19 protein-coding genes and 1 pseudogene are annotated in these 20,618 nt (G+C 59.9%); 8 read left to right on the forward strand and 12 right to left on the reverse strand.

Translation table 11 applies throughout. The features are described 5' to 3' along the window. Positions 1 to 59: 59 nt before the first annotated feature. Positions 60 to 1,118 (forward strand): recombinase RecA, encoded by a 1,059-nt coding sequence (gene recA, locus QRN33_RS20475; RefSeq protein ID WP_024011876.1) that lies wholly within the window; start codon positions 60 to 62, stop codon positions 1,116 to 1,118. An 8-nt stretch (positions 1,119 to 1,126) separates the two neighbouring features. Continuing rightward, positions 1,127 to 1,597: a recombination regulator RecX gene (gene recX / locus QRN33_RS20480; protein WP_042607037.1), complete on the forward strand. Its 471-nt coding sequence runs from the start codon at positions 1,127 to 1,129 to the stop codon at positions 1,595 to 1,597. 61 nt (positions 1,598 to 1,658) lie between these two features. Here recX and QRN33_RS20485 read toward each other — a convergent pair whose 3' ends face one another. Then, positions 1,659 to 2,774, reverse strand: coding sequence for an LOG family protein (locus tag QRN33_RS20485; RefSeq protein WP_042607038.1), 1,116 nt, complete (start codon positions 2,772 to 2,774; stop codon positions 1,659 to 1,661). A gap of 339 nt (positions 2,775 to 3,113) precedes the next feature. Here QRN33_RS20485 and QRN33_RS20490 point away from each other — a divergent pair, with 339 nt between their 5' ends. Further along, complete coding sequence (locus tag QRN33_RS20490; RefSeq protein ID WP_039762578.1) at positions 3,114 to 3,311, forward strand: hypothetical protein; 198 nt, start codon at positions 3,114 to 3,116, stop codon at positions 3,309 to 3,311. Here QRN33_RS20490 and QRN33_RS20495 read toward each other — a convergent pair whose 3' ends face one another. After that, positions 3,312 to 3,737 (reverse strand): PA3611 family quorum-sensing-regulated virulence factor, encoded by a 426-nt coding sequence (locus tag QRN33_RS20495; protein WP_083352136.1) that lies wholly within the window; start codon positions 3,735 to 3,737, stop codon positions 3,312 to 3,314. A gap of 189 nt (positions 3,738 to 3,926) precedes the next feature. Here QRN33_RS20495 and QRN33_RS20500 point away from each other — a divergent pair, with 189 nt between their 5' ends. The 3 genes from QRN33_RS20500 (at position 3,927) to QRN33_RS20510 (ending at position 5,986) form a co-directional block, all read left to right on the forward strand. Beyond that, positions 3,927 to 4,673, forward strand: a complete 747-nt coding sequence (locus QRN33_RS20500) for a tRNA-uridine aminocarboxypropyltransferase (RefSeq protein WP_285409760.1) — start codon at positions 3,927 to 3,929, stop codon at positions 4,671 to 4,673. Positions 4,674 to 4,898: 225 nt separating this feature from the next. After that, a complete protein-coding gene (erdR, locus tag QRN33_RS20505) occupies positions 4,899 to 5,549 on the forward strand; it encodes a response regulator transcription factor ErdR (protein WP_027611090.1) in 651 nt (216 codons plus the stop codon). Positions 5,550 to 5,623: 74 nt separating this feature from the next. Continuing rightward, the gene (locus tag QRN33_RS20510) at positions 5,624 to 5,986 is read left to right on the forward strand and encodes a diacylglycerol kinase (protein WP_042607041.1); all 363 of its coding nucleotides are present in this window, start codon (positions 5,624 to 5,626) and stop codon (positions 5,984 to 5,986) included. On the opposite strand, the gene QRN33_RS20515 is transcribed toward QRN33_RS20510, so the two are convergent. Then, entirely contained in the window at positions 5,983 to 6,909 is a 927-nt protein-coding gene (locus tag QRN33_RS20515) for a LysR family transcriptional regulator (RefSeq protein ID WP_042607042.1), read from the reverse strand. The two genes, QRN33_RS20510 and QRN33_RS20515, sit on opposite strands and share 4 nt — an antisense overlap. A gap of 132 nt (positions 6,910 to 7,041) precedes the next feature. Between QRN33_RS20515 and fpr the strand changes: the two genes are divergently transcribed. After that, positions 7,042 to 7,821, forward strand: coding sequence for a ferredoxin-NADP reductase (fpr, locus tag QRN33_RS20520; RefSeq protein ID WP_007908723.1), 780 nt, complete (start codon positions 7,042 to 7,044; stop codon positions 7,819 to 7,821). Between the two features lie 156 nt (positions 7,822 to 7,977). Here the strand turns inward: fpr and tsaA are convergent, their stop codons facing one another. The 6 genes from tsaA to rimO all read right to left on the reverse strand — a co-directional run bounded on the left by tsaA (position 7,978) and on the right by rimO (position 13,339). Then, the gene (tsaA, locus tag QRN33_RS20525) at positions 7,978 to 8,676 is read right to left on the reverse strand and encodes a tRNA (N6-threonylcarbamoyladenosine(37)-N6)-methyltransferase TrmO (protein WP_285409762.1); all 699 of its coding nucleotides are present in this window, start codon (positions 8,674 to 8,676) and stop codon (positions 7,978 to 7,980) included. Positions 8,677 to 8,841: 165 nt separating this feature from the next. Further along, positions 8,842 to 9,612 carry an SDR family oxidoreductase gene (locus QRN33_RS20530; RefSeq protein ID WP_285409763.1) on the reverse strand — a complete coding sequence of 257 codons (771 nt, stop codon included), beginning with the start codon at positions 9,610 to 9,612 and terminating at the stop codon, positions 8,842 to 8,844. A 160-nt stretch (positions 9,613 to 9,772) separates the two neighbouring features. Then, entirely contained in the window at positions 9,773 to 10,240 is a 468-nt protein-coding gene (locus QRN33_RS20535) for a YehS family protein (protein ID WP_042607045.1), read from the reverse strand. A 70-nt stretch (positions 10,241 to 10,310) separates the two neighbouring features. Beyond that, on the reverse strand, positions 10,311 to 11,021 hold the full coding sequence (locus tag QRN33_RS26755; protein WP_285409765.1) for an rRNA pseudouridine synthase: 711 nt from the start codon (positions 11,019 to 11,021) through the stop codon (positions 10,311 to 10,313). 184 nt (positions 11,022 to 11,205) lie between these two features. Continuing rightward, positions 11,206 to 11,679: a GNAT family N-acetyltransferase gene (locus QRN33_RS20545; protein WP_285409767.1), complete on the reverse strand. Its 474-nt coding sequence runs from the start codon at positions 11,677 to 11,679 to the stop codon at positions 11,206 to 11,208. A gap of 322 nt (positions 11,680 to 12,001) precedes the next feature. Then, positions 12,002 to 13,339, reverse strand: a complete 1,338-nt coding sequence (gene rimO, locus QRN33_RS20550) for a 30S ribosomal protein S12 methylthiotransferase RimO (protein WP_042607049.1) — start codon at positions 13,337 to 13,339, stop codon at positions 12,002 to 12,004. A gap of 349 nt (positions 13,340 to 13,688) precedes the next feature. Between rimO and QRN33_RS20555 the strand changes: the two genes are divergently transcribed. Beyond that, a complete protein-coding gene (locus QRN33_RS20555) occupies positions 13,689 to 15,530 on the forward strand; it encodes a potassium transporter Kup (RefSeq protein WP_371857548.1) in 1,842 nt (613 codons plus the stop codon). 182 nt (positions 15,531 to 15,712) lie between these two features. Here the strand turns inward: QRN33_RS20555 and QRN33_RS20560 are convergent. From QRN33_RS20560 to mprF, 3 genes and pseudogenes are all read right to left on the reverse strand, one after another. Next, positions 15,713 to 16,002: pseudogene (locus QRN33_RS20560) on the reverse strand (DUF3077 domain-containing protein). A 552-nt stretch (positions 16,003 to 16,554) separates the two neighbouring features. Next, on the reverse strand, positions 16,555 to 17,850 hold the full coding sequence (locus QRN33_RS20565; RefSeq protein ID WP_285409770.1) for a virulence factor family protein: 1,296 nt from the start codon (positions 17,848 to 17,850) through the stop codon (positions 16,555 to 16,557). Next, positions 17,850 to 20,489 carry a bifunctional lysylphosphatidylglycerol flippase/synthetase MprF gene (gene mprF, locus QRN33_RS20570; RefSeq protein ID WP_123418066.1) on the reverse strand — a complete coding sequence of 880 codons (2,640 nt, stop codon included), beginning with the start codon at positions 20,487 to 20,489 and terminating at the stop codon, positions 17,850 to 17,852. The genes QRN33_RS20565 and mprF overlap by 1 nt, the downstream gene beginning before the upstream one ends. Positions 20,490 to 20,618: the final 129 nt, after the last annotated feature.

Genomic DNA, 20,618 nt, shown 5'->3' on the forward strand with positions numbered 1-20,618 from the left:
ATACTGGCTACTTATACAGGTGTTGGCCGTCAGGCCTTATTGATTACGTGAGGACTTTAATGGACGACAACAAGAAGAAAGCCTTGGCTGCGGCCCTGGGTCAGATCGAACGTCAATTCGGCAAGGGTGCCGTAATGCGTATGGGCGATCAGGACCGTCAGGCGATCCCGGCCATCTCTACTGGCTCTCTGGGTCTGGACATCGCACTCGGCATCGGCGGTCTGCCAAAAGGCCGTATTGTTGAAATCTACGGTCCTGAATCCTCCGGTAAAACCACACTGACACTGTCGGTCATCGCCCAGGCACAAAAAGCCGGCGCGACTTGCGCATTCGTCGACGCCGAGCATGCGCTCGATCCAGAGTACGCCGGCAAGCTGGGCGTCAATGTCGACGACCTGCTGGTTTCCCAGCCGGACACCGGCGAACAGGCCCTGGAAATCACCGACATGCTGGTGCGCTCCAACGCCGTTGACGTGATCATCGTCGACTCCGTGGCAGCACTGGTACCGAAAGCTGAAATCGAAGGTGAAATGGGCGACATGCACGTCGGCCTGCAAGCACGTCTGATGTCTCAGGCGCTGCGTAAGATCACCGGTAACATCAAGAACGCCAACTGCCTGGTCATCTTCATCAACCAGATCCGTATGAAGATCGGCGTGATGTTCGGCAGCCCGGAAACCACCACCGGTGGTAACGCGCTGAAGTTCTACGCTTCGGTTCGTCTCGACATCCGCCGTACCGGCGCGGTGAAGGAAGGCGACGAAGTGGTCGGCAGCGAAACCCGCGTCAAGGTTGTGAAGAACAAGGTGGCTTCGCCGTTCCGTCAGGCCGAATTCCAGATTCTTTACGGCAAGGGCATCTACCTCAACGGTGAGATGATCGACCTGGGTGTGTTGCACGGTTTCGTCGAGAAGTCCGGCGCCTGGTACGCCTACGAAGGCACCAAGATCGGTCAGGGCAAGGCCAACTCGGCCAAGTTCCTGGCGGACAACCCGGAAATCGCCGCGAAGCTCGAGAAGCAACTGCGTGACAAGCTGCTGTCGCCAGCAGTGATTGCAGACTCCAAGGCCTCGGCGGTCAAAGAGACCGAAGACGACCTGGCCGACGCTGACCTCTGATCGCAGCGATGACCACCGCCGTACTGGATACCCTCGTCGCGGTGCGGCGAACCGCCATGGACCTGCTCGCACGCCGCGAGCATGGTCGCGTCGAGTTGACGCGCAAGCTGCGTCAGCGGGGCGCCGAGGCGGAGCTGATCGAAACAGCCCTCGACCGTCTGACGGAAGAGGGACTGCTTTCAGAAGCGCGATACCTTGAAAGTTTTGTTTCCTACCGAGCCCGTTCCGGCTATGGCCCATTGCGAATTCGTGAGGAGCTCAGCCAGCGGGGCTTGCAACGTACCGATATCGAAGTCGCTCTGCGCGAAAGTGGTATCAATTGGCAGGCGCAGCTTCAGGACACGTGGCAACGCAAGTTTTCCGGGCATTTACCGATTGATGCGAAAGAACGAGCCAAGCAAGGCCGGTTTCTGGCGTATCGGGGGTTCTCGATGGAGATGATCAACCGACTGTTCAGCGGTCGAGAGATGGACGATTAAACCGATTCAACTAAAAACGGCCCGCTATTTTTTAAAAATAGCGGGCCGTTTTTTTTTGCCTTCAGATCACATTGGAAGGTTCGCGCGAGCGTTGTGCGGTGGGCGGTTTTGAGTCTGCCCAGTTTTCCGGCAGGTTGATAAAGTCAACCAACTCTCTCAGACGACCATGGGTGCGGCCATTGAAGGCGAACGCCAGCCGCGCCAGATGGCTGAACTGTGCATCATCATGTTCTTCGCCACTGTAGGCGTGTTGATGAAACTGGTCGCTGAGGCACAGATCAGCGAACTCCTCTTGCATTTGCGCCAATGCCTGGTCGCGGAGCTTGTGGTTCATGCGTATCACGAACTGCCGCTTGAGCCAGCGGGTGGAGTGGAAGTTGCTGTAGAACTGATTGATCTCTTCCACCGCGTCTTCAACGCTGTAGACCAGCCGCATCAGCTTCATATCCGTCGGCAGGATATAGCGGTTGTCTTCCAGTTGGTTGCGGATGAAATCCAGCGCGCCTTGCCAGAACGTCCCGCCCGGGACATCCAGCAACACCACCGGCACCAATGGGCTTTTGCCGGTCTGGATCAGCGTCAGCACTTCCAGCGCTTCATCAAGGGTGCCAAAACCGCCCGGGCACAGCACCAGCGCATCGGCCTCTTTGACGAAGAACAGTTTGCGGGTGAAGAAAAAGTGGAAGGGCAACAGATTGTCGGTGCCATCGACGGTGGGGTTGGCATGTTGTTCGAAGGGCAGGGTGATGTTGAAACCCAGGCTGTGATCTCGCCCGGCCCCTTCGTGGGCGGCGGCCATGATGCCGCCGCCGGCGCCGGTGATGACCATCATGTCCGCACGGGTCAGCGCTGCGCCGAGTTCGCGGGCCATCGCGTACAGCGGATGTTCCACTGGCGTACGTGCCGAGCCGAATACGGTGACTTTGCGCCGGCCCTTGAATTGCTCAAGCACGCGAAACGCCTGCTCCAGTTCACGCAGGGCTTGCAGGGTGATCTTGGCGTTCCAGCGGTTGTGGTCTTCCTGAGCCATACGCAGCACAGTCAGGATCATGTCGCGGTAGATGGGGATGTTCGGGCTGTTGGGGGAAACATGGTCGAGTTGGGCTTCGACCTGGCTGATAAGGTCGCCGCGTTCCTGAAAATGACGGCTCAAGAGGTCGTTCGGTTGATAGGGCATTCAACGTCTCCTTCTGCACAGAGCGAGTGACTCTGACGAGAACGTCCGAGCCGCACTGCAAAAACACACAGGGCCGGCAGTTCCATTTCTGCCGTTAACGAATGATCGGGAATACTCTGAATCTAGACCCTCCCACGCATTCGTGCCGACTTGAACAGTGCGCTGTAACGTTTTGCGTGGCAACCGCTTACTGAATTGCAACAAAGCCTCGCCGCTCGTCTGAACGTGTCGCGAAGGGCCATCACTCTGATTTACTCAAATACAGATGTCGCAAGACAACCTTGCGTTTGCGCAAGGCCGGCAATTCATGGATTCGTGGGTGGCAAGGAGGCGGGATGCATGGCCAGAGTGGTTCTGGAGATCGATACGCAACTGTATCGAATGTTGCAGGAGTCGGCCAAGACCAATCAATTGAGTCTCGAGGAAGAGTGCTGCCGACGATTGGCTGGCGGCGAGCGTCGCTCGCGTTATCTGCAGGCGCTGGTGGCGGAACTGCGCGCCGAGGATGAACAGCGGCGCGCTAACGCTTCACGCTGATTACTTTTTCTTGGCGGGCGCAGTTTTCGGGCAATCGGATTCCTGATAGCTCGCCGAGCCGATCGCTTTGTTGGTTTTCACTTCGGTGAAGTCGTAACGCATGATCGCGCCCTTGGCCATCAGCTTGCGGTACGACGGGTTATTGCAGACCGACGCGCCCAACTGGAAGTACACAGCCTTGGGATCGGCGCGCATCTTGTCGGCGTGGCTCTTCTGCACGCTCAGATGATTGATCAGCTGCGTGCCTTCGACGGTGTAGCCTTGATCAAGAATGTCTTCATTGATCGCCCGTGGCGTGCCGACGCTGCTTTGGGCGGCGACGTTGCGCAGCTCTCGGTTCAGATTCTGCTCACTCAGGGACGCAGCCTGAGCGGTAAAGGACGTCGCCAGCAGAATGGCAGCGGTGGGAACGATAAGGCGCAGCATGAAACTCTCCTGATTCGGTGACTGGTGGTTCGACCCGTCACGGGGCGGTGCGTTCAGTGGCGGCGAATTATAGGGGAGCCGGTCTGGACGGTACAGGCTTGTAGCCGTCGCTCTGGTAAACTGCCGGCCTTTATTGCCCTGCCGAGTGTCGTTCGTGTCGAGTTTCCCTGTCTGCCGGTGTCGCCTGCGATGAACCATGCCCCCAACGCCGTGGCCCGCCTGCGCGATCAGCGCGAAGATGAAGGCATCAAGCCGATTCAGGCGCGCGGGTTCCGCTCCGAGCGCTGCCGTGATTGCCGAGTGATCATCAGCCATTGCCTGTGCGCGTGGCGGCCGAGCGTCGACACCCGTTCCGGCGTGTGCCTGATCATGACCGGCAAGGAAGTGTTCAAGCCCAGCAACACCGGCTGGCTGATTGCCGACGTCGTGCGCGACAACCACGCGTTTATCTGGTCGCGCACCGAGCCTGACCCGCAGATGCTCGCATTGCTCAACGATCCGCAATGGCAGCCGTATCTGGTGTTTCCGGGTGAATATGTCGAGCCGTCGCGGGTAACCAACACGGTGAGCGTCGATAGCAGCAAGCGTCCGTTGTTCATTCTGCTTGATGCGACCTGGACCGAAGCGCGCAAGATTTTCCGCAAGAGTCCGTATTTCGATCGTTTGCCGATTCTCAGTCTGCTGCCCGACAAACTCTCGCGCTATCGCTTGCGCCGCTCGACTCGCAGCGAGCATTTGTGTACCGCTGAAGTCGCCGCGTTATGTCTGGAACTGGCCGGTGACAGCGATGCGGCATCGGCACTGGACGCCTATTTCGATGTGTTCAGCCAGCATTACCTGGGTGCCAAGCAGCAACTGGACTTGAATGAATCAACTGCCGCTCACGCCGAGTTGTTGCCTTATATACGAAAGCCGCAGCCGGAGTTGGCCCGATAGTGGCCCATACTGTCGACAGCGCTGGCCATCTTGCTTGACCACCCCGGCTTCGCTGGGCATGCTTGGCGCCGATTAGGGTGCGGCCAAGGTTTGAAACGCCGTTTTTGCAGTTGATTGGCGTTGAACGTGCCCCTGTGGATATCGCTTCAAACGCGACATCTTGAGTTGTTTTGGCCAGACCGGAATGCACCGGGTCTGCCATCAAAAAACAGGATCATTTGAAAAATGGCCACATACGACATCCTGATTGCCGATGATCACCCATTGTTTCGTAGTGCCCTGCATCAAGCGGTGACGCTGGGCCTTGGCCCGGATGTTCGGCTGGTGGAAGTGGCGAGCATCGCCGAACTGGAAGCACGCCTGACCGAAAAGTCTGACTGGGACCTGGTCCTGCTGGATCTGAACATGCCCGGCGCTTTCGGGTTTTCCGGGTTGGTCATGCTGCGCGGACAGTATCCGCAGATTCCGGTGGTGATGGTCTCGGCCCAGGAAGAAGCTTCGGTGATGGTCAAGTCCCGCGAGTTCGGTGCCAGCGGCTTTATTCCCAAGTCCAGCGACTTGAACGTGATCCAGCAAGCGGTGCGCAAAGTCCTCGATGGCGATGTGTTCTGGCCGCCGCAAGCCTTCGAAGCGGTGAGCGTGTCGGATGAGGCGAAAGCCGCCAGCGATGGTCTGGCCAGCCTGACGCCGCAACAGTTCCGCGTGCTGACCATGGTCTGCGAAGGCCTGCTGAACAAGCAGATCGCCTACGAGTTGAGCGTGTCGGAAGCGACCATCAAGGCTCACGTCACGGCGATCTTTCGCAAATTGAATGTGCGCACTCGCACGCAAGCGGCTTTACTGCTGCAACAACTTGAGTCAATTCCGAGCCAGTGATGACTGGCTGTTTCACGCTTTTTTGACTTTCGTTGATCTAGCTTCCCCACTCCTTTTTGGTTGGTTTCTTCTTTATGTCACCTTTCAAGGGCCAGACCGGCCTGAAACGCATCCTCAACGCGTCCGGCTATTCGCTTGACGGCTTGCGTGCCGCCTTCACCGGCGAAGCAGCGTTCCGCCAATTGGTGCTGCTCAACGTGGTGCTGATTCCGCTGACATTCTTCCTCAATGTCAGCCGAGTCGAGCAGGCCGTGTTGATCGCGGTTTGCTTGCTGGCGCTGATTGTCGAGCTGCTCAACTCGGCGGTGGAAGCGGCCATTGACCGTATCTCGCTGGAATTGCATCCGCTGTCTAAAAATGCCAAGGACATGGGCAGCGCCGCGCAGTTCGTGGCATTGAGCATGATCGCGCTGGTGTGGGCGGTGATTCTGCTTTAAGCGATGGTCGGCAAGACGATCTCGTCGCTGCGCTGCACCCCGGCGGTAAACGCGCGGCACAGGTCGAGAAACTCGCGCATGGCCGAGGTCTGGTACTTCTGTTTATGCCAGATGAAATAGAACTGCCGCGCCAGGTCCAGATCCGGCGTCTCGACCGGCACCAGGCTGCCGCGGCGGAAGGCATCGCGCAGCGCCAGCCGCGAGATACAGCCAATCCCCAGCCCTGACTCCACCGCGCGTTTGATCGCTTCAGTGTGTTCCAGCTCCAGCCGAATGTTCAGCGCACTGCGGTGGTGGCGCATGGCTTGATCGAAGGTCAGGCGCGTGCCGGAACCCTGTTCCCGCAGAATCCACGCCTCATGGGTCAGCTCTTCCATTGTCGCGCTGCCGCGCTTGGCCAACGGATGCTGTGGCGCGCAGAACACCACCAGCTCATCTTCGACCCAGCTCTGCACTTCGATGTCGGGATGGCTGCAATCGCCTTCAATCAGACCCAGATCAATTTCGTAATGCGCGACTTGTTGGACGATATTGGCAGTGTTCTGCACGTGCAGCTTGACCTGACTTTCGGGGTGGCGCTGCATGAAACTGCCGATCAGCAGGGTTGCCAGATAGTTGCCAATGGTCAGCGTCGCCCCCACTGATAAAGAGCCGAAACCGGATTTGCCGTTGAGCAGGTCTTCGATTTCCTTGGCCTGATCGAGCAGGGCCACCGCTTGCGGCAACAGCTGTTTACCGAGGGCGTTGAGACTCAGGCGCTTACCGGCGCGGTCGAACAGCTGGCAGCTGGACTGGCGCTCGAGCTCGGTGATCGAAGTGCTGGCCGCCGATTGCGAGAGGTTGAGCAGACCCGCAGCACGGGATACGCTTTCCTGCTGGGCGACGGCGACGAAGACTTGCAGTTGACGGAGAGTAAATCGCATATCGATATAACCGATAACCCTTATCTTAATAATCCAGTTAACAGATATTGTCGTCGCTATTAGAATGCGATGCAATTGCGCACGTTAAGCCTCATCGAGCCGCGCAGACCAATCTCCAGGAGTCAAACGTACATGAGCAACATGAACCACGAGCGTGTCCTCAGTGTTCATCACTGGAACGACACTCTGTTCAGCTTCAAGTGCACCCGCGATCCGGGCCTGCGCTTCGAGAACGGTCAGTTCGTGATGATCGGCCTGCAACAACCCAACGGCCGCCCGCTTATGCGCGCTTACTCGATCGCCAGCCCGAACTGGGAAGAGCATCTCGAGTTCTTCAGCATCAAGGTACAGGACGGTCCGCTGACCTCCCAGCTGCAGCATTTGAAGGAAGGCGACGAGATCATCATCTCGAAGAAGCCTACCGGCACGCTGGTTCTTGATGACCTGAACCCGGGCAAGCACTTGTACCTGCTGAGCACCGGCACCGGTCTGGCGCCGTTCATGAGCGTCATTCAGGACCCGGAAACCTACGAGCGCTTTGAGAAAGTGATCCTGGTTCACGGCGTGCGTTACGTCAACGAAGTCGCCTACCGCGAATTCATCACCGAGCACCTGCCGCAGAACGAGTTTTTCGGCGAGGCGCTGCGTGACAAGCTGATCTACTACCCGACCGTGACCCGCGAGCCGTTCGAGAATCAGGGCCGCCTGACTGACCTGATGCGCAGCGGCAAGCTGTTCAGCGACATCGGCCTGCCACCGATCAACCCGCAGGACGACCGCGCGATGATCTGCGGCAGCCCGAGCATGCTCGACGAGACCAGCGAAGTGCTCGACAGCTTCGGCCTGAAGATCTCGGCGCGGATGCGCGAGCCGGGTGATTATCTGATCGAGCGTGCGTTCGTCGAAAAATAACACCCCTTGTAGGAGTGAGCCTGCTCGCGATAGGGCCGCGTCAGTCGAAATCCATCTTGACTGATCCACCGAAATCGCGAGCAGGCTCACTCCTACAGAAAAGCAAAAAGCCCGCGTAGCCTGAGAAGGCAGCGCGGGCTTTTTCGTTTGCGGGTGTCATTCGCCAGCCGGGATGACTTCCAGCACGCAAATCTGCGCAGGCGTCGGGTAATGCCAGCGCACGTCCAGATCCCAGAACTGCGCGCCATATTCCCGTTCCGGCGCCGGTGTCTGATACGCCGGACGTGGATCCTGCGCCAGACACTGCTCAATCAGCTCTACCAGCGGCTCGTCGAGGCGCTGTGCGTGTATGTGCGCCTGTTGTAGCGCCGAATCCGCCCACTGCACATCGATCAACTGCGGCGCGGCGCTGGCGATGTCATTGGTCGCCTCCGGGATGATGTCGGCGTATGGCACATACGGCTTGATATCCAGCACCGGGGTCCCGTCGAGCAAATCGATCCCGGAAATGAACAGCCGATGGGCTTCAACCTTGTCCAGCTTCACTACCGACTGACCGATGCCGTTCGGTCGGTGTGTGGCGCGGGTGGCGAATACGCCCATCGACTTGTTGCCGCCCAGCCGGGGCGGACGCACCTTCAGGCGCGGCTTTTCTTCCAGGGCTTGATGAAACAGGAACAACAGCCAGACGTGGCTGACCTGTTCCAGCCCCTGCACGGCGTCACCCTGATCGAACGGTGCGACCAGCTCCAGCACGCCCCGGGCAGCCGGGGCCAGTTGGGGCTGGCGGGGAATGGCGAACTTCTCCTTGAAGCAGGAGCGCACGAAGCCGATGGGGGAAACGCTGTAGGTCATGGTTTGGGATCGAAGCGGGGTAGGGCGGCCATGATAACCCGGCAGACCTCATGGCAGGTGGCGACTGGGCTGACGCCATCGCGAGCAGGCTCACTCCTACAGTGGATCTATGTCGTGCACAAATCCTGTGGGAGCGAGTCTGCTCGCGAAGGCCGCACCGCCGACCTACAGACTGAACCCACCATCCAGCGGAATGATATTCCCCGTCATGTAGGCCCCCGCCGTGCTCGCCAAGCTGATCGCCAGCGCCGCCATCTCCTCTTCACGCCCCCAGCGCTTCATCGGAATCAGCGCAGTATCCTCAGCCAACGCCTGCTCATCATTACCAATGTGCTGCGTCATCCTGCTCGGAAAGCGCCCCGGCGCAATCACGTTGACGTTGATGTGCTGGCTCACCAGTTCCCGGGCGAGAATCCGCGACAACTGATGCAGCGCGGCTTTGCTCGGCCCATAGGCGTAAGCCTGCTCGCCAAACGACGAAATTCCCGCCACCGAACCGATATTGATGATCCGCGCCGGATTCGCCGCCGAGCCAGCCTTGCGCAACAACGGCAGAAACTGCTGGATGCAACTGAACACCGAGGTTACGTTGAGCTGCATGACTTTCTCCCAGCCCTTGACCGGGTAGCTCTCCAACGGCGCCCCCCAGGTGGTGCCGGCGTTATTCACCAGAATGTCCAGATGAGTGATCTGCTCCCCCAGGCGCGCAGCCAGCTCCTGCACACCTTCTTCCGTCGCCAGGTTCGCCGCCACGCCGTGGCACTGGCCCAAGGCGCTGAGTTCTTCAGCCGTTTGATGGCAGGCTTCAGCGTCGCGAGAGCAGACGTAGACTCGGGCGCCGGACTCGACAAAGGCCCTGGCGATCATTTTGCCGATACCACGGGTGCCGCCGGTCACCAGAGCGGTGCGGCCTTGCAGGGAAAAGTAGGGATGCATGGCGAGTCCTGAAGATTAGGGATCAATACACCCTAGTCGCCAGCCGCGAAAAGCGGAGCCACTATTTTCAGAGGGAATGAGGGGCCATGCGGCCAGCTTCGAGTGGCAAGCTGCAAGCTACAAGTAACGCGGTGTGGCAACTTGTAGCTTGCAGCTGCTTTTAAGCTCTCACGCGCAGCGTGAGCCCCTTGAGGAAGTTGCGCAGCAACTGGTCGCCACACGGGCGGTAGTTGGTGTGGCCAACCTTGCGGAACAGCGCGCTCAGCTCAGGCTTGGACACCGGAAACTCGGCAGCCTTGAGAATCGCGTGCATGTCGTCTTCTTTCAGTTCGAAGGCCACGCGCAGCTTTTTCAGGATGATGTTGTTGGTCACCGGCACTTCGATCGGCTGCGGCGGACGGCTTTCGTCCTTGCCGCGTTTGAAGATCACCAGGCCATCAAGGAAGTGGGCGATGACTTCGTCCGGGCAGCGCACGAAACCTTCTTCGTCTTCTTCTTTCTTGTCCAGCCAGGTGATTACATCGGCGAGCGTGACGTCGAGGCCGCCGAGCTTGATGATCTCGACGACTTTCTTGTCGCTGATGTCGAGCATGTAGCGCACGCTGCGCAGTACGTCGTTATGAACCATGTCGGTATTCCTGATGCGTTGTGGGCAGCGCTCGCGAGCGCTGCCGGAATGTGGGACGGCGGTGGAAGTGTCAGAACTTCTCTTTGCCGGACAGGTAGCGCCATTGGCCGAGCGGAACCTTGCCGATCGAGACGCCGCCGATGCGGATGCGGCGGATGCCGATCACCTTGAGACCGACCGCCTCACAGAACTGCGCGATGATTCCCGGCTGCGGGTTTTTCATGGCGAAGCGCAGACGGTTTTCGTTCTGCCAGCTGGCCTTGACCGGTGGCAGCTCCCTGCCCTTGTGGGTCAGGCCGTGCTGCAGGCGATTGAGGCCGTGGGCAGCCATCTCACCCTCTACTTCAACAATGTATTCCTGCTCGATCTTCGCGGCGTCGGCAGTGAGTTTGCGCAGGATTTTCCAGTCCTGGGTGAACACCAGCAGGCCGCTGGCCTTGGGCTGCAGGTCGGCGCTGGCGGTCAGGCGCAGGAAATGTCCGCGCAACGGGCGCTTGCCGTAGCGGTGCTCTTCGCTGAGGGTTTCGGCGCTGAGCGACTGCATTGCGCTGTCGACATCCATGCCGGCGGGGGCGTTGAGCAGGATGGTCACCGGCTCCGGCGCGGTGGCGTTGGCGTCCTTGTCGAGTTCGACCTTTTGATCGCCAACCTTGAATTGCGGCTCATCGATGACTTCGCCGTCCACGGTAACCCAGCCGCCCTCAATGAACAGCTCGGCCTCCCGGCGGGAGCAACCAACCAGTTCGATGAGGCGTTTGGAGAGGCGAATCGGGTCAGTCATGACAGGGCCGTAACAAAAAAGGGGTGGGCATTGTACCTGTGTGGAAGCGGTTAAGCCCGGTTCCATTTCGGTATCGTTATTTGTAGGAGTGAGCCTGCTCGCGATTGCTTTATGACATTCAGTATTGTTGTCGGCTGGTCTGGCGCTATCGCGAGCAGGCTCACTCCTACAGGGTTGTGGTGTGTCAGCCGTTGCCTGAGCGCTGCTGATTCTGCCGCAAGCGCATATGCAGCAACGGGTAGGGCTGGCCCATGCCATCGACCTCGGAGCGGCCAATCACCTCGAAGCCCTGCTTTTCATAAAAGCCCAAGGCTTGCGGGTTCTGTTCGTTGACGTCGAGTTCGTCGGCGTTCAGCCGTTCGATCGCATATCTGAGCAACTGTTTACCCAAACCACGACCACGATGATCGGGATCGATGAACAGCATTTCAATCTTGCCCGCCGCCACTCCGGCAAACCCGGTGATGCGCTGCTGGGCGTCTTTGGTACAGATCAGCATCACCGCATCGAGATAGCGGGTGAGCACCAGATTGCGCAGCAGCTCGATGTAGCTGTCCGGCAGGAATTGATGAGTCGCCCGGACCGAGGCCTCCCAGACCCGGGTCAATTCTTGGTAATCGCTGATTTTCGGTGTGTGAATGACCGAATGCTGACGCATGTGCGTGTGCCTCTTGTACGTTTCAAGGGAGTCCGTCCCCCGCTAAACGATAGCCGCAAAAAAGCCCCGCATCTTGTAAAAAGAGTGGGGCTTTTTGTTTTTGTTGCGGTGTCTGGCTGGCTATTTCTGTCGCCGGCAAGAGCTCTCCCCCTCACCCCAACCCTCTCCCCCAAGGGGGCGAGGGGGAAGGGAGCTGATCTTTGTGCTTTTCAAAACCTGAGTTCGACTGGAAGGCTCAGGTCGGTGAAGCTTGCAAGAACACCTCAATCAGTCCCCTCTCCCTCTGGGAGAGGGCTAGGGTGAGGGGCTTTTGATCTTCAGATCAGATCTGCTCAGCCCACAGATCATATTCGTCAGCGTCAGTCACCTTGCACCAGACCTTGTCGCCCGGCTTCAGATTGCTGCCGTTGTCGATAAACACGTTGCCATCGATCTCCGGCGCATCGAAGAAGCAGCGGCCGACCGCGCCTTGCTCGTCGACTTCGTCCACCAGCACTTCGATCTCGCGACCAATGCGCATTTGCAGACGGGCCGAGCTGATCGCCTGCTGGTGCGCCATGAAGCGCTCCCAACGATCCTGCTTGACCTCGTCCGGAACAATCTCCAGATCCAGATCATTGGCCGGGGCGCCGTCCACTGGCGAGTACTGGAAGCATCCGACGCGGTCGAGTTGGGCTTCGGTCAGCCAGTTGAGCAGGTACTGGAAGTCTTCTTCGGTTTCGCCCGGGAAGCCGACGATGAAGGTCGAACGGATGATCAGGTCCGGGCAGATTTCGCGCCAGTTCTTGATGCGCGCCAGGGTCTTGTCTTCGAACGCCGGGCGTTTCATCGACTTCAGGACTTTCGGGCTTGCGTGCTGGAACGGGATGTCCAGGTACGGCAGGATCTTGCCGGCGGCCATCAGCGGGATCAGCTCGTCGACGTGCGGGTACGGGTAAACGTAGTGCAAGCGGACCCAGACGCCCAGCGTGCTCAAGGCTTCGCACAGTTCGGTCATGCGGGTTTTCACCGGCGCGCCGTTCCAGAAACCGGTGCGGTATTTCACATCAACGCCGTAAGCGCTGGTGTCTTGCGAAATCACCAGCAGCTCTTTGACGCCGGATTTGACCAGACGCTGAGCTTCGTCGAGCACATCACCCACCGGACGGCTGACCAGTTTGCCGCGCATCGACGGGATGATGCAGAACGAGCAGCTGTGGTTGCAGCCTTCGGAAATCTTCAGGTACGCGTAGTGGCGCGGGGTCAGCTTGATGCCTTGCGGCGGCACCAGGTCGATCAGCGGGTTGTGATCCTGACGCGGCGGCACCACTTCGTGCACGGCGTTGACCACTTGCTCGTACTGCTGCGGACCGGTCACGGCCAGCACGCTCGGGTGCACGTCGCGGATATTGCCTTCTTCCACGCCCATGCAGCCAGTAACGATGACCTTGCCGTTTTCCTTGATCGCTTCGCCGATCACTTCCAGCGACTCAGCCTTGGCCGAATCGATGAAACCGCAGGTGTTGACGACTACAACGTCGGCGTCCTGATAAGTGGACACCACGTCATAACCTTCCATGCGCAGCTGGGTCAGGATGCGCTCGGAGTCGACCAGTGCTTTCGGGCAACCCAGAGATACAAAGCCAACCTTGGGATTGGCCGGCGCAGGAGTGGTGGACATGTCTAACCTCGGTGTTTTGTGACGTCGCTTGCTTGATGCGCAAACCGACGGATGGGCGCTTAGGGCGCGCCTCTGATCAAAAAGTGCGCAATTCTAGCGGCGGGCAACGCACTTGACCAGCTTTATACGGGGAAATACGACGAGTGCTGCGCTATGCTTCGCGCCGTTGAGCTTTACCGATTTCTTGCAGTCAATCATTGGTCTGTAACAACAGGTAAAACAGCGCATGCTGCAATACAAAGCATAGTGCTTCCTTCAAAGAAGCCGGTATCGAGATCAGGAGTGTTGGATGGGTCAGGCAAGTAGTCATGCGGCGGGCGCCGAGGGTTCGGCGAGTAGACCGCTGAGCATGCTGGTCGCGGCGGTCGGGGTGGTTTATGGCGACATCGGCACGAGCCCGTTGTACACCCTCAAGGAAGTGTTTTCCGGCGGATACGGTGTGCCGGTCAATCACGACGGCGTACTCGGCATTCTGTCGTTGATCTTCTGGTCGCTGATCTGGGTGGTCTCGATCAAGTACATGATGTTCGTGCTGCGCGCCGACAACCAGGGCGAGGGCGGCATCATGGCCCTCACCGCACTGGCACGGCGGGCAGCGGCGGGGCGCAAGCGCCTGCGCACGCTGCTGGTGGTCTGCGGGCTGATCGGCGCGGCGCTGTTCTACGGCGACAGCATGATCACCCCGGCTATCTCCGTGTTATCAGCGATCGAAGGCCTCGGCCTGGCGTTCGACGGCATTGATCACTGGGTGGTGCCGCTGTCCCTGGTCGTGCTGGTCGCGTTGTTTCTGATCCAGCGCCACGGTACCGCGCGGATCGGCATCCTGTTCGGGCCGATCATGGTCACCTGGTTTGTCGTCCTCGGCGCCCTCGGCGTGTACGGCATCAGCCATACCCCGGAAGTGCTGCACGCAATCAATCCGATGTGGGCGGTGAATTTCTTCATCGTGCATCCGGGCATGGGCGTGGCGATTCTCGGCGCCGTGGTGCTGGCGCTGACCGGCGCCGAAGCGCTGTACGCCGACATGGGCCACTTCGGCCGCAAGCCGATCGCTCGCGCCTGGTTCTTGCTGGTGCTGCCGGCGCTGGTGCTGAATTACTTTGGCCAGGGTGCGTTGCTGCTGGAAAATCCTGACGCCGCGCGCAACCCGTTCTATCTGCTGGCACCGAGCTGGGCGCTGATTCCGTTGGTCGGCCTGTCGACACTGGCCACGGTGATCGCCTCGCAAGCGGTGATTTCCGGCGCTTTCTCCCTGACCCGTCAGGCGATCCAGCTCGGCTACATCCCGCGCATGTACATCCAGCACACCTCCAGCGACGAGCAGGGCCAGATCTACATCGGCGCGGTGAACTGGGCGCTGATGGTCGGCGTGGTGCTGCTGGTGATCGGCTTCGAATCCTCTGGCGCACTGGCCTCGGCTTATGGCGTGGCGGTGACCGGCACCATGCTGATGACCACCATTCTGGTGTCGGCGGTCATGCTGCTGCTGTGGAAATGGCCACCGATTCTTGCGGTACCGGTGCTGCTTGGCTTCCTGCTGGTGGACGGCCTGTACTTCGCCGCCAACGTGCCGAAGATCGTTCAGGGCGGCGCCTTCCCGGTGATCGCCGGTATCGCCCTGTTCGTGCTGATGACCACCTGGAAGCGCGGCAAGCAACTGCTGGTCGAACGCCTCGACGAAGGCGCGCTGCCGCTGCCGATCTTCATCAGCAGCATCCGCGTGCAACCACCGCATCGCGTGCAGGGCACCGCAGTCTTCCTCACCGCACGCTCCGACGCCGTGCCGCACGCGCTGTTGCACAACCTGCTGCATAACCAGGTGTTGCATGAGCAAGTGGTGTTGCTGACGGTGGTCTACGAAGACATCCCGCGTGTGCCGCCATCCCGTCGCTTCGAAGTCGAAGCGCACGGGGAGGGCTTCTTCCGGGTGATCCTGCACTTTGGTTTCACCGACGAGCCGGACGTGCCACAGGCGTTGAAGTTGTGCCACCTCGAAGACCTCGACTTCAGCCCGATGCGTACCACTTACTTCCTCAGTCGCGAGACGGTGATCGCCTCGAAACTCGAGGGCATGGCGCGTTGGCGTGAGGCGTTGTTTGCGTTCATGTTGAAGAATGCCAATGGCAATCTGCGGTTCTTTAATTTGCCGTTGAACCGGGTGATTGAGTTGGGAACGCAGGTGGAGATGTAACTTCGCGTTATAAAAAGAGCCCCCGTCAGCCTTGTGGTTGGCGGGGGCTTTTTTGTCGGCGGCAACTTCAGATCAAAAGATCGCAGCCTTCGGCAGCTCCTACAGGTTTCGCATTCCATGTAGGAGCTGCCGAAGGCTGCGATCTTTTGATCTGCAAACCTCTACAAGCTTTCAGGCATCTCTCATTCAGACTCGGTCTTCGTCCGCGCAGGTCGCGGCATCAACGGTTGGATCACGTCATCAATCAAGGCTTTGCCCATCACTGTCAGGTAATGCGCGGCCCAGGCATGGCGGTCGGTGTCTTTTATGAAGGCAGCGTCCTCGGCGAAGGATTTGGCGAGGGACAGCAGGTCGGAGGATTGGGACAAGGCATTGATGATCGGGATGCCGGAGCGACGTTGAAGAACGCTTGATCCGAGTTGTAGAGGAAAGGGGTGAAGCCGATGGTTGTAAGATCAGATGGATTGTTCATGGTCAGTTCCCTTGATTTCGAGAGCTGCCACATCCGATACCAAGCGAATGGGTGGCAGCTGTGCGCAGGTTGGTAAACCGGGGAACCAAGGAAACCGGCACGCTCGAAAGCGTCCCACACACAGCTGCCATAACACAGGGGCTCGGACGGGATTTCGCCTGAGTCGTGTCGGGTGCGCTGTTGCGCCTTATTCCACCGGGTTACCAAGCCCGATCACTGAATGGGTCAGCGACGTCCGGAGAGTATCCCGTCAGAAAACAGCGCAATAGAGCGGCACAGCGCCCGAACACGAGTTTCGGAGTTTGCCTACAAGGTCCGTGGGCGTCATCTGATATTGCGAGACTGGAAGTAAACGAAACTAAACGTCGGACACGCAATTCCTTGTAGGAGTGAGCCTGCTCGCGATAGCGGTGTGTCATTTGGCAACTAGGTAGCTGACACTCCGCTATCGCGAGCAGGCTCACTCCTACAGGGGAATGGGTTTATCGTCCGAGATGTAAAAAGCCCCCGCAACTGCGAAGTTGCGGGGGCTTTTTGTGGGGGCGTTTCAGATCACTCTTCGGCGACGGAGTCCTTGCTCTGACGCTTCTTGATCAAGTCCACCAAGCGCTTGGCCAGCGCCGGGTAGTTTTCATCAAAGTGATGTCCGCCGGGCAGTTTCACTGCTTCGCCAACGGCAGTCTTGTCGGTGCAGCCACTCTCATCCGTCTCTTCTTCACCATAGATGCACACAACCTTGGCCGCTGGCAGTTTGGCCATTTCCGGGCCGGTGGCGGCTTCTTTGCCGGCGTTGCCGAGCCAGCCTTCGACTTCGATTTCGAAGCTGCCGGTGCGGGCGAAGGCGAGCAGGATGATCGCGTCGACGCGCTGCTGTTCGTTCTCTGGCAGGCGATTGTAGATCGCTGGCAGGACGTCCGCGCCGAACGAGTAGCCGGTGAGGATGAAGCGCTTGGTGCCCCATTTCTGCCGGTAATGCTGCATCAGTTCGGTGAGGTCGAGGGCGCTTTGTTCCGGGCTCTTGTGCTGCCAGTAGTAGCGCAGGGTGTCGATGCCGACGACCGGGTAGCCGATCTTGGCCATTTCCCCGGCGACGTCGCGGTCGAGGTCGCGCCAGCCGCCGTCACCGGAGAGGAACAGGGTCACGGTGTCGTTGGCCTGACCGGCCGGGACTTCCACTACCGGGATCGCCAGGCCGCCGTTGGCCTTGTCGCCGCCGACGAGGATTTTGCGCAGTTCGTTGTTCAGCACTTGCGGCAGGTTGATGTCGTAGTCGCTGATGCTGGTTTCGGCGTTCGGCTGATCGCGGACGAAACCTGCGCTGGCGTCGTCCGGGTTGTCGTTCCACGCCACCAGCCAGTGGCCGTGGGCGGCGGATTTTGGCAGCAGGTGGGTGCAGCCGGGCTTTTCCAGGGCCAGATCGACGGAGATGGCCTGGGCCTTGTCGTCTTTCTGTTCCGCGAGCCAGCGCCACGCCAGCACGGCGCCCGGGCCGATGCCGCTGACCAGAGTGGCCGGGCCGTTGAGTTCGCGCAGGCCCGATTGCAGTGCGCGGCTTTGCAGCAGGCAGTCCTTGGGCAGAATCACCTGAACGATCTGCGCCGAAGCGCTGCGGCTGAGGGTGGTCAGTTGTTTCTCGGAGAGCTGCTGTTCGTCGGTGACAGCCACCAACACCTGAGCCTTCGGCTTGCTGCCCGGAATCACCCGGGTCATGGCCGCGCCATCGGCGGGTTTGAGCTGTTCGACGGTCGGTTCCGGTGCCGGGCGTTTCAGGTACCAGTAACCGCCGCCGGCAATCACGGCCAGCACCAGCAGGGCGGCCAGGATGTACTTCAGGGAGCGTTGAATCATCAGCGTTTCACCAATCCAGTCAAGCCGCCCGCGATCAGGGCAGCAGTGTCGGCCAGCGCCACGAGCGGATCGAGTCCGGCGGGCACGGCCATATAACGGGGTTCCCAGTCAGGCTGGAACTTGTCTTTGAAGCGACGCAAGCCTTGGAAGTTGTACAGCTGCTCACCACGGCGGAAAACCATCGAGCCCAGCCGCTGGGTCAGTGGTGCACCACGGCGGGGTTGCAACCCCGACAACGGCACCATGCCCAGGCTGAAGCGCGCGTATCCGTGACTCTTATAGTGTTGAATCAGGCCGACCATCATGAATTCCATGGTCAGCTTCGGCGCTTCCGGGTGCGCGCGCATCAGGTCGAGACTGGCCAGATCGTGGCTGTAAGTCTCAAGCAGATTGGCGAACGCCACCGGACGGCCTTCGAAGCGAATCACCGCGATGCGGAAATGCTTCAGGTAATCGTCGCTGAAACGGCCGAGGGAGAAGCCTTTCTCGCGCACGTTCTTGCCGGTCAACCAGGCATCGGAAATGACCTTCAGCTCATCCATCGGCGCCTGACCCGGCTCATGGATTTCCAGCGACAGACCGTCGCGGGTGCCACGGTTCCAGGTGTAGCGCAGGTCTTTCATCTCCTTGCCCTTGGCTTCCAGATCGAAGCGCCGCAGATCGACCCGGGCTTCTTCGCCGAGTTTGATCGCGGTCAGGCCGATGTCCATGTAGTACGGCAGATTTTCCGCGCGCACTTGATAGAACACGGGGCGGGTGTGGTGGATGTCGCAGAGGTCGCGGAACTGCCAGATCATTTCCGCGCGTTGCTGGCTCGGCCCGATCGGGTCGTACAGCGCCACCAGACTGCGGCCACGCCGGGCGTACATCAGAAACGCCTCGTCGTTGGGATGAAACAGCAGTGCCTTGTCACCGGTCAGTGCGAGGCCGCCATCGGGTTGCGACGAGGCCATGAGGATTTTCGCTGCGCGGTCGAGTTCGTCCGGCGTCGGCAAATGAATCACCGGGCGTGCGGTGCGCAGCAGCCAGGTCAGGGAGATGATCACCAGCAACACCGCCGCGCCGAGCAGCGAGCGCAGGCCGCGGGGCGCATCAGCGTCGAGGGTGAACTGCCACCATAGTTGATGGCTGTAGGGCACGTCCTGATAGGCGAACAGCAGCAACCAGGCCGAAGCGCCCAGCACGCACAGGCTGGCGACCAGATACAGCGGCGAGAACGGCAGCTCGGTCAAACGGCTCGGGCGGTAGAAGGAGCGGCGGAACACACCCAGCAGTGCCGCCGTCAGTGTCATCAGCGTGGCTTCTTCCCAATCGAAGCCTTTGAGCAGCGAAAGCAGGGCGCCGACCAGCAGCAGAATGGTAGTCAGCATCCACGCCGCCGACAGGCGCCGACGCAGGCCTTGGGCGAGCAACAGGCACAAAACGCCAATCAGGCTGGCGCCGAAGTGAGAGGCGTCGACCAGTCGATGCGGGATCAGAAAACCGATGTGCTCCAGGCGCGTGTCGATTTCCGGGGTTGCGCCGGAAAACAGCAGCACCACGCCCGACAGGAACACCAGCACCGCCAGAATCGGCGCCGCCAGACCGGACGCGGCGCGCATGGTCTGGGTCTGAAACAGGCGCTGGCCTTCGTTGATCAGCAGCAACACGCAGGCGACCAGCAGCGGCAACACCACGTAGATCAGGCGATAGAGCAGCAGGGCAGCGGCCAGCGGCGCGGCGCCGAGCTTATCGGCAAACGCGGCAAGCAGAATCGCTTCGAACACGCCAACGCCGCCCGGCACATGACTGAGCACGCCCGCGGCCAGCGCCAACAGGTAGACCAGCAGGAATGGCGCAAACGGTGGCGCTTCCGGCAGCAGCAAATACAGAACGGTGGCAGCAGCCGCGACGTCGAGAGCGGTGATCAGCAGTTGCAGAAGGGTCAGGCGTCGACCCGGTAGACGCAAGGTGCGCCGACCGGCGCGGACCAGCAGATTGTCGGGGTAAGGTTGTTCCGGCAGACGACGGCGATAGATGCCGACCGCTAACACGGCACCGAGGATCAGTACGGCGGCGGCGACCGAACCAAGCAAGATTTCCGACAGTCCCAGCGCTTGCGAGGCAGCAGGCAGATTGCTCAACGTTGCCAGCGCAGCCAGCGGCGGCAATGCGCAGCCCAGCGAGAGGCTGGCGAACAGCGTCATGTGCGCAACTTCTGACGCACCGACACCCAACCGCGCATATAAACGATAACGAACCGAGCCGCCGGACAGCAGCGACAGGCCAATCGCATTGCCGATGGCAAACGCGGTGAAGCCGCCGAGGGCAAGCGTGCGCGGCGGCAGTTTCACGCCAGCGTAGCGGCTGGCCGACCATTCATAGCCGAGCAGAATGATGAAACCGACCACGGTCGCGCCGATGGCGCCGAGCAGGGCCGGTTTCGGTACGTCGAGAATCGAGTCATGCAACGCGTCGAGATCGAGCTCGGCGAGCAGATGGCGGCAGGCAATCAGGGCAATGGCAAACAGCAGCAACGTCACCGCCAGACCGATCGGCTGACGGTATTTGCTTAACCGATCCAGCCAGCGCAAACGCTGGGGTTTGATCGGTTGTTCTGCTGTAACGGTGTCTTGTGGATCAGACGAGTTGGCGCGCATCAATCACCTCTTGGATTGTGCGCGACAGGATGGAGGTATCCAGCCAAGTTACCAATCCCTGTAGAAAAAAATAATCACAAAATACTACGCCTCTCGTCGGGCATCGGCGAGGGCAGTTCCTGGATTGCA

Origin of the sequence: Pseudomonas sp. FR229a (assembly GCF_030209115.1) — a bacterium.
In the GTDB taxonomy this organism is placed as follows: Bacteria; Pseudomonadota; Gammaproteobacteria; order Pseudomonadales; family Pseudomonadaceae; genus Aquipseudomonas; species Aquipseudomonas moraviensis_A.